13 protein-coding genes are annotated in these 13,819 nt (G+C 63.1%); 6 read left to right on the top strand and 7 right to left on the bottom strand.

The genetic code is table 11. The features are described 5' to 3' along the window. Positions 1-78 precede the first annotated feature (78 nt). A complete protein-coding gene (locus VSR82_RS08375; protein ID WP_498857623.1) occupies positions 79-1,131 on the bottom strand; it encodes a phytoene/squalene synthase family protein in 1,053 nt (350 codons plus the stop codon). A gap of 214 nt (positions 1,132-1,345) precedes the next feature. On the opposite strand from VSR82_RS08375, the gene VSR82_RS08370 reads away from it, so the two are divergent. From VSR82_RS08370 to tehA, 3 genes are all read left to right on the top strand, one after another. Continuing rightward, positions 1,346-2,851: an ATPase domain-containing protein gene (locus tag VSR82_RS08370; protein WP_429456032.1), complete on the top strand. Its 1,506-nt coding sequence runs from the start codon at positions 1,346-1,348 to the stop codon at positions 2,849-2,851. A gap of 5 nt (positions 2,852-2,856) precedes the next feature. Further along, positions 2,857-3,207 (top strand): response regulator, encoded by a 351-nt coding sequence (locus tag VSR82_RS08365; RefSeq protein WP_429456033.1) that lies wholly within the window; start codon positions 2,857-2,859, stop codon positions 3,205-3,207. A gap of 178 nt (positions 3,208-3,385) precedes the next feature. Next, positions 3,386-4,411, top strand: a complete 1,026-nt coding sequence (gene tehA, locus VSR82_RS08360) for a dicarboxylate transporter/tellurite-resistance protein TehA (protein ID WP_429456034.1) — start codon at positions 3,386-3,388, stop codon at positions 4,409-4,411. A 72-nt stretch (positions 4,412-4,483) separates the two neighbouring features. Here the strand turns inward: tehA and VSR82_RS08355 are convergent, their stop codons facing one another. After that, complete coding sequence (locus tag VSR82_RS08355) at positions 4,484-4,975, bottom strand: DUF4126 family protein (protein ID WP_368582943.1); 492 nt, start codon at positions 4,973-4,975, stop codon at positions 4,484-4,486. 341 nt (positions 4,976-5,316) lie between these two features. Between VSR82_RS08355 and VSR82_RS08350 the strand changes: the two genes are divergently transcribed. Beyond that, positions 5,317-6,195 carry a LysR family transcriptional regulator gene (locus VSR82_RS08350; RefSeq protein WP_368582945.1) on the top strand — a complete coding sequence of 293 codons (879 nt, stop codon included), beginning with the start codon at positions 5,317-5,319 and terminating at the stop codon, positions 6,193-6,195. A 4-nt stretch (positions 6,196-6,199) separates the two neighbouring features. On the opposite strand, the gene VSR82_RS08345 is transcribed toward VSR82_RS08350, so the two are convergent. Next, positions 6,200-6,451, bottom strand: a complete 252-nt coding sequence (locus tag VSR82_RS08345; RefSeq protein ID WP_368582946.1) for a hypothetical protein — start codon at positions 6,449-6,451, stop codon at positions 6,200-6,202. Between the two features lie 40 nt (positions 6,452-6,491). Beyond that, the gene (locus VSR82_RS08340; protein ID WP_429456035.1) at positions 6,492-7,013 is read right to left on the bottom strand and encodes a lecithin retinol acyltransferase family protein; all 522 of its coding nucleotides are present in this window, start codon (positions 7,011-7,013) and stop codon (positions 6,492-6,494) included. Between the two features lie 450 nt (positions 7,014-7,463). Between VSR82_RS08340 and VSR82_RS08335 the strand changes: the two genes are divergently transcribed. Next, positions 7,464-7,751 carry a hypothetical protein gene (locus VSR82_RS08335; RefSeq protein ID WP_013092508.1) on the top strand — a complete coding sequence of 96 codons (288 nt, stop codon included), beginning with the start codon at positions 7,464-7,466 and terminating at the stop codon, positions 7,749-7,751. Between the two features lie 5 nt (positions 7,752-7,756). Then, on the top strand, positions 7,757-8,527 hold the full coding sequence (locus VSR82_RS08330) for a PP2C family protein-serine/threonine phosphatase (RefSeq protein ID WP_368582949.1): 771 nt from the start codon (positions 7,757-7,759) through the stop codon (positions 8,525-8,527). 56 nt (positions 8,528-8,583) lie between these two features. Here the strand turns inward: VSR82_RS08330 and VSR82_RS08325 are convergent, their stop codons facing one another. Genes VSR82_RS08325 through VSR82_RS08315 form a run of 3 tightly spaced genes read right to left on the bottom strand, consistent with a single transcriptional unit; the run spans position 8,584 to position 13,796 of the window. After that, a complete protein-coding gene (locus tag VSR82_RS08325; protein ID WP_368582951.1) occupies positions 8,584-9,939 on the bottom strand; it encodes a sigma-54 interaction domain-containing protein in 1,356 nt (451 codons plus the stop codon). After that, entirely contained in the window at positions 9,936-13,004 is a 3,069-nt protein-coding gene (locus tag VSR82_RS08320) for a peptidase domain-containing ABC transporter (protein ID WP_429456036.1), read from the bottom strand. The genes VSR82_RS08325 and VSR82_RS08320 overlap by 4 nt, the downstream gene beginning before the upstream one ends. A gap of 39 nt (positions 13,005-13,043) precedes the next feature. Beyond that, complete coding sequence (locus VSR82_RS08315; RefSeq protein ID WP_429456037.1) at positions 13,044-13,796, bottom strand: peptidylprolyl isomerase; 753 nt, start codon at positions 13,794-13,796, stop codon at positions 13,044-13,046. Between the last annotated feature and the right edge of the window lie 23 nt (positions 13,797-13,819).

The following is a 13,819-nucleotide window of genomic DNA, read 5'->3' as shown; positions in this document are numbered from 1 at the left end:
AAGACTAACGCGAAGCGCGAATGCAGTGGCTTAGGGCTTTCCCGATTGTTGACGTTTCAATGATCCAGAATAAATCGTTTATGCCTGCAGCCGAGCCTCGATCCGCGCGATGCGGCTATTGATCGCATTGCGCACCAAAGCATTCGACGGCACCAGCAGCAGCGACGACGCGATGATCCGATATACGTCACCGCGCGTCACCTTCGACACTTTCGCCGGATCGAGCCACGCGTCGTTATCCGCGAGCAGCAGCAAAGTGTCGAGGCCGATCAGGATCGGCCACAGGCAGGCGAGCCGCAAGCGCACCGCGCTCGCCGGAATCGCGAGCATATAGTCGAGCGCCGCGCGGAAATGATCGAGCGTCTTGCGCAGGAGTTCGACGAGCAGCGGCCGCGCGCGCATCGAATTGGCCGGTTGCAGCAGATCGCGCGCGCTTAGAGCGTGACGCTCGAACATGCTCTGCGGCAGATAGCAGCGGCCGATGCGCAAGTCTTTTCCGCAATCGCGCAGCACGTTGGTCATCTGCAGTGCCTTGCCGAAACGCACGCCACGCTGCGTCATCGTGTCGGGCGGTTCCTTCAGCGTGCCCGGCATGTGCGCGTAAGTCATCGTGGTCCAGAACTCGCCGACGCAGCCCGCGACCAGATACGTATAGCGATCGAGTTCGTCGTATTCGCGCAGCGCCGCGATCTGGCCGGAGCGTTCGTCGGGGAACGTGCGCAAATCGAATTCCATGCCTTCGGTCAGCGTCGTGACGATTGCGCGCACCGCGTGGCGGTCGGACTCGCTCAGTTGCGCGAGCACGTCGAGCGCGGGGTTCAACGATTCGAGCAGCAGCTTTTCATCCGACTGCGTCTGCTGACCCGCGACTTCGGCGGCGATGCGCTTGAACGGCGCGCTATCGACGGTCACGCCATTGACCTGATCGCGCAACGCAAGCAGCAATTCGAGGCGTTGGCCCGGCGCGATCAGCGAGGTGTCGGCGATGGTATCGGCGGCGCGCGCGAGCAAATATGCAAGGCCGATTGGATCGCGCATGCCGATGGGCAGCACGCGCAGCGTCAGATAGAAGGAGCGTGAAACGCCTTTAAGGAGCGGGCCGAGAAGAAAGGCCCGGGTCGAATTCGGCATGGGTTGGACTGGTTGGCAAATAGGCGGGTGAAAGCCCGCGGGAATCAGGCGCTGCCGAATTGTATACGTGCTCCCCGTCATGTCGCGTGCAAGGGGCTCTCAGGCCGTGAGGCGTCGCCGCTCGCAAGCGGGAACGGCGATTGCTGCCTCGACGGGGTTCAGCACAGGACCGTCACGACCAGCCGTCGCTTGCACTTTGAAAGACCCTTCGACAATGACTACCGACGCATCCAACACCTCTCGCCTGTCTGACGCGGCCCGGCCTAACCCGGCCCGACGCAATGTCGAAACCGGCGTGCCTGGTTTCGACGAAATCCTCGGCGGCGGTCTGGTGAGCGGCGGCGTCTATCTGCTGGAGGGCATGGCTGGCGCCGGCAAGACGATCCTGTCGAGCCAGATCGGCTTTCACCGGGTACGGCAAGGCGAGAAAGTGCTGTACATGACGCTGATCGCCGAATCGCACGACAAGCTGCTCGGTCACCTGAAAGGCCTGAGCTTCTTCGACGAAACCGCGGTCGCGCAGCAGATGCTGTTCGTGTCCGGCTATCACGAGCTGATGCAGGACGGCCTCGACGGTTTCCTGAAGCTGATCGCGTCGAGCATCTACGACTACCGGCCGAGCCTGATGATCATCGACGGCTTTCGCAGCGCACGCGAATTCAGCGAAACCGAGCTGTCGCTGTCGAAGTTCATCCACGAGCTGAACGCGCTGGTCGCCGCGATGGACTGCACGACGCTGCTGCTCGCGCCGCTGTCGGGTAACGAGCCGCATCCCGAGCACACGCTGGTGGATGGTCTGATCGAGCTGAACCGCTATCACGACGGCATGCGCCGCGCGCGCGAGATCGAAGTGCACAAGATGCGCGCGCGCGATCACCGGATGGGCAAGCACTTCTTTCGCATCGCCGGCAGCGGGCTGCTGATGTTCCCGCGCCTCGAAGCACACTGCGCGCAGCAACCGGGCCCCGTCGATCTGAAAGCACGGCTCGGCTTCGGCTTGCCGCATCTGGACAACCTGCTCGGCGGCGGCTTCGCGCAAGGCTCGACGACCACGCTGATCGGCCCGTCGGGCGTCGGCAAGACGCTGCTGTGCCTGCAGTTCCTCGCGGCCGGGCTCGCACGCGGCGAACGCTGCGTGTATCTCGGCTTCTACGAGGGTCCGCAGCGGCTCGTCGGCAAAGCCGAAGCGGTGTCGATTCCGCTTGCCGATGCGTGGCAGGACGGCCGTCTGATCGTGCATTGGCAGCCGGCGATCGAACTCGCCATCGACGAAATCGCGGCGAAAGCGCTCGCCACCGTCAAGCAGACCGGCGCGACGCGCATCGTGATCGACGGCGTCGAGGGCTTTCGCGATTCGGCGTTGCGCACCGAGCGCTTCGGCCTGTTCCTCAATGCACTGCTGCATCAGTTGCGCGAAGCGGCCGTCACGACGCTCATCACCGAGGAACTGCCGCTGTACAGCGAGCCGGGCCACGCGAAGGCCGTGCGGGTGTCGGCGCTGACCGAAAACCTCGTGCTGCTGCGCTACGCCGAGACAGAAGGAGGACTGCGGCGCATGATTTCGGTGGTCAAGCAACGCGAAAGCGCGCACGACACGTCACTGCGCGAACTGTCGATTTCGTCGCAAGGACTCGACGTGATCGAGGGCTCGCCCGGCGCCGCCGGTATCCAATCGACGCCGGGCCTGTCGGCCACGCTGCAATCGCGGCGAAAAACCTAGCCGCCATGAAAACCATTCTGGTGGTGGACGACGAGTTCGACATCCTCACGGTGTGGCGGCTGCTGCTGGAACGACACGGCTATGCGGTGCGGACCGCGTCGAACGGCGCCGTCGCGCTCGAACTGGTCCGCTCGAGCCGGCCCGGCATCATCGTGTCCGATTGCATGATGCCGGTCATGTCGGGCGTCCAGTTGTGCGCGGCGCTGTATGAGGACCCGGAGTTGCGCGACATTCCGATCATCCTGTGCAGCGCCGCGTCGGACATTCCGGTGCAGCCCAATCCGCATATCGCCTACGCGCGCAAGCCGCTTTCGTTCGACCAGCTGCTGGCGATGCTGGTGCGCATGGGCGGTTGACGGCAGGCTCCCCTGCCTGCCTTCTCTCCCTCTTTTCCCGCTAAAAACACAGCTTGAGACGCTCGCGCCATTTGTCGAGCGTTTGCAGCGTTCTGCGAATCTCCGAGGCCTTTTACAGTACGCCATCGATCGCGCATAGCCAGCAACGCGCAGCGCGACGCAACTTCCGGAGGTCGTCATGAACAGCAATCGTGGGGCGGTTCCCGCTGGCTTCTTCAGTATCGCGGTGGGCTCGTTGGCGCTTGCCAACCTGTGGCGCGTGGCAATCCGCCTGTGGCATTTGCCGGCCATAGCGGGCAGCGTGGTGACGGTGGCGGCGCTCGCCGTCTGGGTCGTGATTCTGTTCGCCTATGCGCACAAGTGGTTCGCGCAGACCGCCGACGCGCGCGCCGAACTGGACCATCCGGTGCAGTCGTCGTTCGTCGCGCTCGCGCCGATCTCGACGCTGCTCGCCGCGCAACTGCTGCAGCCGTACGCGCACACCCTCGCGCTGACGCTATACGGCGTCGCGGCGGTCGCGCAACTGGGGCTCGGTGTCTATCTACATGGCCGGCTGTGGCAAGGCGGCCGCAAGCCCGAACTGACCACGCCGGCGATCTATCTGCCGACGGTCGGTGCGGGTTTCGTCGCGGCGACGAGCTCGGCCGCATTCGGCTTCCATCAACTGGGCGAGCTGTTTTTCGGCGGCGGCATGCTGGCGTGGCTCGCGCTCGAATCGATGATCCTGCATCGCGCCGCGGTGCATGAACCGCTGCCCGAAGCGCTGCGCCCGACCCTCGGCGTGCAACTGGCGCCGCCGGTCGTCGGTGGTGTCGCGTATCTGAGCCTCACGAGCGGCACGCCTGATGTGTTCGCCTTCGCGCTGCTCGGCTACGGCCTGTTTCAAGCGCTGATGCTGCTGCGTTTGCTGCCGTGGATTCGCCAGCAGGCGTTCGTGCCCGGCTACTGGGCGTTCAGCTTCGGCGTAGCGGCATTGCCGACGATGGCGCTGCGTCTGGTCGAACGCGGCGCGACCGGTCCGATCGAGTTCGCGGCGCCGGTCCTGTTCCTGGTGGCAAACGCGATCATCGCGATTCTGGTGGTGAAGACGCTTCAGCTGCTCGTGCAAGGCAAGCTGATCCCGCCGGTGGCGGCAGGTTCGACGGCGGCGACGGCACCGGTCAAGCAAGTCGCGCCGGCCGCGCGAATCGCCCGGGCTCAATAAGCGGCAGGCAGCGACCGAACACGGCGGCGACGCGCAGAGCGTGCCGCCGCGTTCGCGTTTGTGCGTGGAGTATCAGAAGCCGTGCATCGACACGACGATCAACGCAGCGGCGAGAATCGCCACCACGTCCTCGATCAGCGCCGCGGGTGCATCGCGTCCGAACATGTTCGCGAGCGAACTACGCACCTTCGCGCCGCCGAGCGTGCCGATCACCGCGCCTACCGCACCGACCACCGCGCCCAGCACCCCGACGATCATGCCGCCCGCAAGGCCGCCATGCGCGCCGCTGATCGCCGCGCCGCTCAGCGCACCGAGCACGACGCGCGCGCCGAACTGCAGCGGCACCTTGCGGCTCGGCGTTTCGGGCAATTGATCCGTGATCAGTTCGATGACCGCCAGCACGGTGAAGATATACGGCGTGGCCGCGGCACCGAGGAACGCGAGCGACGTGCCTTGCAGCGGCAGCCATCCCAGGCGCGCTGCCCAGCTGACGGCGGTGGGGGCGATCATCGCGCGAAGGCCGGCGACGACGCCGATGAGCAAGGCCAGAACATACACGGACATAGCGGACTCCCGATCGAGGGCACTGATGCAAGGTTGTACGAGCCGACGGCTTACCTGGACGAACGTCGGCAGAACATGTCGAGCATTCCATCTGGACAGTCAACTTCTCACTACCTACATCGAGGCAACCCGCGGCGGCCATTCACCGTTGCTCACAGTTGCCGGCCCTTGATTGCCGACGCGGCGCCGCGCGCCTCGCGCGGCGCCGGGCGTGCGATTGCCCCCGTCGATGTGGCCCTAGTGTCGCACAATTCGACTGGCGAAATAACAGCCAGGGAGTCGGCGAAGTGGGCCGATGGTGATAAGTTAGCCCACTCACAAGAAAATCTTGTATCTGCACCATGAGACCGTATCTCCCGCTGAACGCGCTGCGCGCGTTCGAGTCGTCAGCGCGGCATCTGAGCTTCACGCGCGCCGCGCAAGAGCTGAACGTGACCCAGGCCGCGGTCAGCCAGCAGGTCCGCTCGCTGGAGGAGCGGCTCGGCACCGCGCTATTCAAGCGTTTGCCGCGCGGCCTCGCGATGACCGATGAAGGACTCGCACTGCGGCCCGTGCTGTCCGACGCGTTCGATCGTATCGAGGCGGTACTCAAGCAGTTCGACGGCGGGCATTTCCACGAGGTGCTGACGGTCGGTGTGGTCGGCACGTTCGCGGTAGGCTGGCTGATGCCGCGCCTGAAGTCGTTTCGCGAAGCGCATCCATTCGTCGAACTACGGCTACTGACCAACAACAACCTCGTCGATCTCGCGACCGAAGGCCTCGATTTCGCAATCCGTTTCGGCGACGGCACCTGGCCCGGCTCGCTCGCCACCAAACTGCTCGACGCGCCGCTCGCGCTGCTCTGCACGCCCGAGATCGCCGCGCGCCTCACGCGGCCCGACGATCTCGCCAACGAAACGCTGCTGCGCTCGTACCGGATGGACGACTGGATGAACTGGTTCGCGGCCGCGGGCATCGCGCCGCGGCCGGTGCGCGGACCGGTGTTCGATTCGTCGCGGCTGATGGTGGAGGCGGCGATACAAGGCGCGGGCATCGCCCTCGCGCCCGCGTTGATGTTCGAACGGGAGATCAATACCGGGCGGCTGGTGCGCCCGTTCGACGTCGAGGTGAAGGCGGGCAGCTACTGGCTGACCTGCCTGAAGGGCAAGCCGATGACGCCGGCGATGTTGCTGTTCAGTCAGTGGCTCGCCAGGGAAGCGGCCACGGCAGGTCACGCCTGACTTCTTACGCGGCCGTACGGCCGTGCCCGTTCATCGCGGGCCGCTCGGCTTGCGGCGGGAACACGTTCCACGAACCGTCGCCGTGGCGGAAGAAGAAGATCGACAGCAATCCTTCCGGCTTCAACGCCTGCACGCATACATAGCGTTGCTGTTGCGACGCGCGATGGCAGAACCGCACGACTCGCGCGGGCATCGACGGCGTGGGCGCGAGCCATTTGTCGACGGCCCAGTGCAAGCTCTTTTCCGCGGCAACCATGATGTTCTCCTCGAATCGTCCCGTTCCCGGCGCGCTGCAATCACGCGACTTGCGCGAGTTGCGCCACGCGGTGATCGTTCCTCGCCCCGCTCTCGACAAACGCCTTCACGAGGCACAGCAGTGCGCGCACGCCCGTGCTCGGATGGCGCAGGCAGCAATCCACCTGTTCGCTGCGGCTTTCGCCGAGCAGGCACCACGCGCAGAAGTGTTCGCAGTTGTTGGTCAGCAGGCGATAGCGGTTTTCGCCGAGGCGGGAGCGCGCGCGGCGCACTGCTTCGGCACCGACGTAGATCGCGCTCGGCGTCGCCCGAACCGACATCGCATGGCCGGCGGCGAAGCGCGACAGTTCGACTTCCTCGACCGGGCCGGGATGCGCGGACCCCGCAAAGCCCGAGTAGTGCACGACGCGGCCGTTGCCGACATAGATGCCGTGATGTTCGTAGCCATTGCGTTGCGTAACCAGATGCGCGCCGATCGGCAGATCGATCGTCGATGAGGTGGTGTCGCAAGCGGCTGCGGATTGCGGTTCGTCGTCGCGGGTATCGAGCGTTTGGGTGTTCATGGCTGGCCTCGTTCGCATTTCCAACACTGTTGCGACAGCTTTTGCATCATCTGGGCCAGCTCCCGGAAAGCCCGTGTTTACGGGCTTCGCGGCCGATCGAGCGGTTTTTTGAACAGACAGATGTCAGTAAGGGACCAACAGAAATCGCGCCGATCTGTTGGCGTGCAACGCTCATTTGCGAGCGGTGTGGCGCGCTAATTAACGTGAATGGAAAACGTAAGAGGACCCGCCTGAATGTGTTGGGTCCTACACCTATTTAAATGGACGCTTGTTGGCCGCGAGCCGACCGATGACATCGACCTGATTCGTGGAAAAGCCGCGCAGCGCACGCCAGTCAAGGCGCTGCGGGGTTCGCGCCGAATCCGCCCCCGATTGGCATGGCCTTTGCACCAGCGTGTGCAGGGTCCATTCAGCCGCGCGCATTGCAAACGCGGCCAACCGGAGAACGACATGTCCTGCATCAAATTGAACGACCTCTCGCTGAACCTCGCGCTCGATCGCAAAGCGATGGCGGCGATCCGCGGTGGCGGCGGCGCGCCATGGATCTATGGCTGGATTCAGCCGTACGTGCCGCAAACGCCTAGCATTGGGCCGGTGGTCAATCTGTACGAGGTCTCCAACAACTTCTATGCTAACCAGATGATCAACCAGTTCCAGTCGGTCGACGTACGCAACACCGGCGCGAACGCAACCCTCACCGTGTCTCCGGACGCACGCAACCGAAACGAGATGGTGTAGCCGTTGTGACCTGCGAGAGCCAATTTCGCTGGACGTCGTCCGCGCGTTCCGACACGGGGCGGGTCCGCGAAATCAACGAAGATGCCTACCTCGACGATCCCGAGGCGGGACGCTGGGCTGTCGCCGATGGGATGGGCGGTCACGCGGTCGGCGATGTTGCCAGCCGCACCGTGATCGACGCATTGACTCAACTGGCGGCGCCGCACGGCCTCAGAATGCTGATCGCCGATGCGCGCGCGCGTCTGCAATTCGCGAACCGCCAATTGCGCGATGAAGCCGCGCGCCGCCAGGTGCAGCGCATCGGCAGCACCGTGGTCGTGCTGCTTGCCTGCGATCGCTTCTGCGGCTACGTGTGGGCCGGCGACAGCCGCATCTACCTGTACCGCGACGGACAGTTGCGGCAACTGACGCGCGATCACAGCCAGGTCGAGGAGCTGCGCTCGCTCGGCGTCATCACCGACGAAGAAGCACGCAATCATCCGGCGCAACACATGATCACGCGCGCGGTCGGCGCAACCGACCTGCTCGAACTCGACGACGACGCGATCGAAGTCGCCGACGGCGACGTGTTCCTGTTGTGCAGCGACGGTCTGAGCAACGAACTGAGCGACGACGAGATCGCCGGCGTGCTGACTTCGGCGGAGCGCGAAAACGCATGTTGCGAACTGGTCGACCTCGCGCTCGCGCGCGGCGGACGCGACAACATCACGGCAGTGGTCGTGGAAGCGCAAGACCCGAATGCGGCGGACAAGACCTTGCTGAATCCGGCGCCTTGATGGTCTTCAGGCACGCGTTTCAGCGAGCCTCCATTGGTTTTTCAGTGATCCTTCACTCAGCCTTCGTCGTCTTCCTCATCGCGCTCGTTCGTGCCGTTTTTCGTGGGCGGCGCATTGCGATTGCGGAAATCCTTCGAGTGCAGGCCGTGCTTTTTCAGCAGCATCTGCAAGTGCGAGCGATTCATATCGATGCGCCGCGCCAGCTCGGCGACGGTCCCGCTGACTTCCCGCAGTCCGCGTTCGAGAAACGCTTTCTCGGCGTCGTCGCTGGCCGCCCGCTTCGCGTCGCTCAACGACATCAGATTCGCGACACTGATCGGCTGCTCGCCGCTCGCCTGGCCGCCCTCCGCCTGCGCCGCAGCTGAACCGGGCGCGGCCGGTCGCATATCGAGCGGCAAATGCTCGACGTCGGCCATATCTGCAGCCAGACATGAGATGCGGTACATCACGTTGCGCAGTTCGCGGATATTGCCCGGATACGAGTAGCTCAATAGAAAGTCGCGCAAACGCGGCGTCAATCTGACCGGCCGGCGTTTCAGCGTGCCCGCCGCTTCGTCGCCGAACCACGCAATCAGCAACGGAATTTCGTCGCGCCGTTCGCGCAGCGGCGGCAGCGTGACATGAATCACGCTGAGCCGGTAGAACAGATCCTCGCGAAACCGGCCTTCTTCGCTGAGCTTGCGCAGATTGCGGTTGGTCGCCGCGACGATGCGCGTATCGACCGCAATCGTTTCGTCGGAACCGACGCGTTGAATCTCGTGCGCTTCGAGCACGCGCAGCAGCTTGACCTGGCCCGCGAGCGGCAACTCGCCGATTTCGTCGAGAAAGATCGTGCCCGTATGCGCGCTTTCGAATTTGCCCTTGCGGTCGTTCGACGCGCCGGTAAATGCGCCCTTGCGATGCCCGAACAGTTCCGACTCCAGCAGATTGTCCGGAATCGCGCCGCAGTTCACCGAAATGAACGGCTTGTCCGCACGCGCGCCATTCGCGTGAATCACCTTCGCCATCAGTTCCTTGCCGGTGCCGCTCTCTCCATCGATCAGCACCGGCAAATCGGTCGGCGCGGCTTTTTCCGCAATTTCGAGCGATTCGAGCAGCCGCGGATTGTCGCCGAACGTGCCCTCGAAAATAAAGCTGCGTTCCAGTAGCGCCTTGCGTCGCGCACCGCGCGATTGCTCCGCGCTCGCCTGCGGCTCGCCAGCGGTAGCCGCCTGCACGAAGCGCTCCTTGTGCGAAAGCTGCATCACTTCGTCGCGCAACGACGTGGCCTGCCTGAGCAGCTTGTCGATATCGGCGCGTTCGAGCCGCGACGACCAGCGCAACGTGGAGCGCAGGATCTCGATCCGCTCGATCAGTCCCGCGTACGATATCGCGGGACTCGCCTCTTCAATCTGGTCGAGTATCTTCATCATGATGCACTCAACTGTTTCTGCACGAGCTGATAGTACATGCCGCCGCGCTGGATCAGCTCCTCGTGACGGCCCTGTTCGACGATCGCGCCTTCATACAGCACGAGAATCTTGTCCGCGCGCATGATCGTGCTGAGCCGATGCGCAATGATCACCGCCGTGCGGCCCTTCAGGATGTCGTGCATATTGCCGAGAATATTGCTTTCCGATTGCGAGTCGAGCGCCGATGTCGCCTCGTCGAACACGAGCAGACGCGGATCGTGATAAAGCGCGCGCGCAATGCACAGCCGCTGGATCTGACCACCCGACAAGCCGATGCCGCGCTCGCCGACGACCTGTTCATAGCCGAGCGGCATCTTGCTGATGAAGCCATGCGCGTCGGCCATTTTCGCGACCTCCTCGATACGCCGGCGGTCCGGCGCGTCGTCGCCGCTCGCGATGTTCTCGGCTATCGTGCCCGAGAACAGCAGGTTGCTTTGCATCACGTAGCCGATTTGCGCGCGGAAGTAAGCCTTGTCGATCACGCCGGAGTCGTAACCGTCGATCGTCATTTTCCCTTCGCTCGGCTGATAGAACCCAACCAGCAGCTTCGCGAGCGTGGTCTTGCCCGAGCCGCTGCGCCCGACGATCGCGACCAGTTCACCGGGCTTGATATCGAAGCTGATGTTCTCGAGCACATAAGCGGAATCCTCTTCGCCATAGCGGAAATAGACGCCTTGCAGGCTGATTTCGCCTTGCAGCTCCGGCAGCATTACGCGGGAAGGCAAATCCTGCGGCTTCTGTTCGGGCTCGATATCGAGCACATCGCCGAGCCGTTCCATCGCGACACCCGCATCGTTGAGCATGCTCCACAAGCCGACCAGACCCATCAGCGGACTCAATACGCTGCCCATGAAGGCATTGAACGCGATCAGCTGGCCGATCGTCAATTCGCGTGCGAGTACCAGATTCGCGCCGACCCAAAGAATCGCAATCGTCGTGGCCGCATTCAGCAATTGACTGCCGAAGCTGACCAGAATATTGAATGCGTGCGCGCGATACTGCAATTCGAGCGCCTTTGCGTACTTCTTCTCCCAGCGCAAGCGCACCGGCCGCTCGATGCCCATGCCCTTGACGGTCTCGACGCCGGAGAGCGCCTCCATCAAAAACGACTTCGCCTCGGTCGACGCTGTGAACACCTCGCGCGCATAGCTCTTGATCTTCGGCGTCGCGATCACCGTGAGTCCCATGATCGGAATCACGAATGCGATCAACACCAGCGTCATCTTCACGTTGTACACGAACATGATCGTGAAGTAGATGAAGATCATCAGCAGATTGAGCGCGGTCGTCACGGTGGATTCGGTCAGGAACGCGCGAATCGTCTGGTTCTCCTGAAAGCGCGCGAAGATATCGCCGGTCTTGCGCTTCGCGAAGAACGAGAACGGCAGCGACAACGTATGCTTGAAGAACTGCGACATCATCGCGAAGTCCATGTTGCGGACCATGAAGTTCGCCAGATACGCGCGTATCGTCGACATCAGCTGCGTGAAGATGTTGGAAATGATGAGCCCGCCGATCAGCATATGCAGCAGACTGACGTTCTGATGCACGATCACACCGTCGAGAATGTTCTGAATGATCAGCGGGGGAATCACGCCGAGCACCTGGATCACGAAGGTCGCCAGAAACAGATAGCCGAGTATCTTGCGGTACGGCTTCAGGTATCCGACAAAACGAATCCAAGGCGAGCGCTCGGCCGACATCTGCAGCAGCTGCGATCCGCCGGTAAACAACAAACAGGTGCCGCTCCAGCCGCGTTCGAAATCTTCGACGCTCAGCTTTCTGAAACCGAGTGCCGGGTCCGCCACCCAGACATACTCTTTCGACAGCCCGTACACGATCACATAGTGGTAACCCTCCCAATGCACGATGAACGGCAAATCGAAGCCGCGCAGCGAATCGAACGTGCATTGGACACCGCGCGTCGTGAAGCCGAGCGACTCGCCCGCGCGCGCGAGGCTGTCGAGCGTCGCACCCTGCGTCGTCACGTTCGCGAGTTCGCGCAGTTTGCCGAGCGTCATCGGAATGCCGTAATGGCGGCAGATCATCGCGAGACACGCGGCGCCGCAATCCATTTCCTCGGCCTGCTCGACGAGCGCGAAACGCCGGATGATCTTCTCGCCGAGTTCCGGCTTGCTCTGCAGGTCCAGCATCAACGGCAGCTTGCGCCGCTGTTCGAGCCGCTTTTGGCGCTGCAATTCGCGGTCGCCGTAGCGGATGCGCTCGTCGAGTACTTCGCGCAGTTTCGGATTGCGTTCGAGAATGAAATGAACGGTGCGCTCGGGGATCACCAGCAGCCGCGTGTCGGTGGTCGCAATCACCGATGCCATCTGTTCCTGGCGCATCAGGCACGCCTTCTCGCCGAAGATCTCGCCTTCGCCGAGCGTCGCGAGCGTGTAGTCGTGACCCTCCTCGTGCCGCACGATGCGCACCTGGCCTTGCCGCACCACATAAAGCCGCCGGTCCTCGCGGCCGTCCTGTTTCAGAATCTCCTTGCCGGCAGCCACCCGTTTCGCGCCGACGCTGCGCACGTACTCTTCGAGTTCCGCCTTGTTCAGCTTGCCGCGCAGATCGAACAGTTGCGCGACGAAGCCCCCAGCCGAATTGATCGCGACATAGCTGGCGACGAACGCCAATGCCGCGGCGTTGGCCGCCATCACCGGTTCGATCGCGCTGCGCGGAATGAACAGCACTTCGGTCTTGCCCGACGACCGTACCGACGCTTCGTGAACGTACGAGCGCAACATCGCAATGTCGGCAAAGATCTCGCCCGACTTGCGTACGCCCATGCTGGTTTCCTTGCCGTGCTCCTCGGTAAAGATACGCACCGTGCCCGAGCGGATCACATAGAGACCATCGGCCACTTCGCCAGCCGAGCACACCGTCTCGCCAAACGAATAGAACTTTGCCTGCGCGTATTCGGCAAGCCGCTCCAATTCGTCGCGTGAGAATGGCGACAGGATCTCCACCGAAGCGAGAAATTCGGCGGTGGAGGGCGCGGATGGCGCGGTCTGGGGGGCGTCCATGTATCGGTGAGCCTCGCTTTATCGGGCGCTAGTCGGGTACTAGCGCGCTTCGATCACGTGTTCCTGGGCGCGGGCAATCAGCCAGCTCTCGCGCAGCAAACGGCGGATTTCAGTGGCCACGTCGGCATCGAGCGTGGCCGGATATTTGGCCGTCACCGCGAAGATCTCGAAACACGAACGGTCGGCCGACGGAAACGGACCGAGCAGATCGCCGACCGCCGCATTGAAGATCTTCGCCTCGATATCGGGCTTCAGCGAACCGCGCAGTACCTTGCCGATCACGCCGCCGGACTCGCGCGTGTCGGCGATCGAATGCTCGCACGCCATCTCGGCGAAGGCGTCGGGGTCATCGTGCAGGTACGAGATCATTTCCTTCGCCTTGCCTTCGCTATCGAGCACGATATGGCTGACTTCGATCGCGTCGAACTTCGGTGAATTCAACGCGAAGTAATCACGGATTGCCGCGTCGTTACCGATGTCGTCGAGCATCTTCTCCTGATAGAGCCCGTCGGTAATGAACACCTCGAATTCGTCGAGGCTCACGTGCAGCGCGTCGAGATAATGATTCATGTCAGCCGCGCGATGCAGCCCGCGCACGCGGCGAAACTGATCCGCGCGCTGCTGGATTTCATCGGCGCTGACAGTGATGCCCTGCTTTTTCGCCGCATGGACGGTAAGCTTGTCGCGCACGATCTGCTCGATCAGGCTCTCGAACTGGCCGGTCAGTTTCAGAAGACGAATGAACTCGTCCACATCCACGACTTCATCATCGATACGCACTATCGCGGTCATTTGTTCTGCTCCTTCCTTGGATG

The organism is Burkholderia sp. JPY481 (genome assembly GCF_038900515.1).
Classification (GTDB): domain Bacteria; phylum Pseudomonadota; class Gammaproteobacteria; order Burkholderiales; family Burkholderiaceae; genus Paraburkholderia; species Paraburkholderia youngii.
This window is presented reverse-complemented; position numbering and strand designations above follow the sequence as displayed.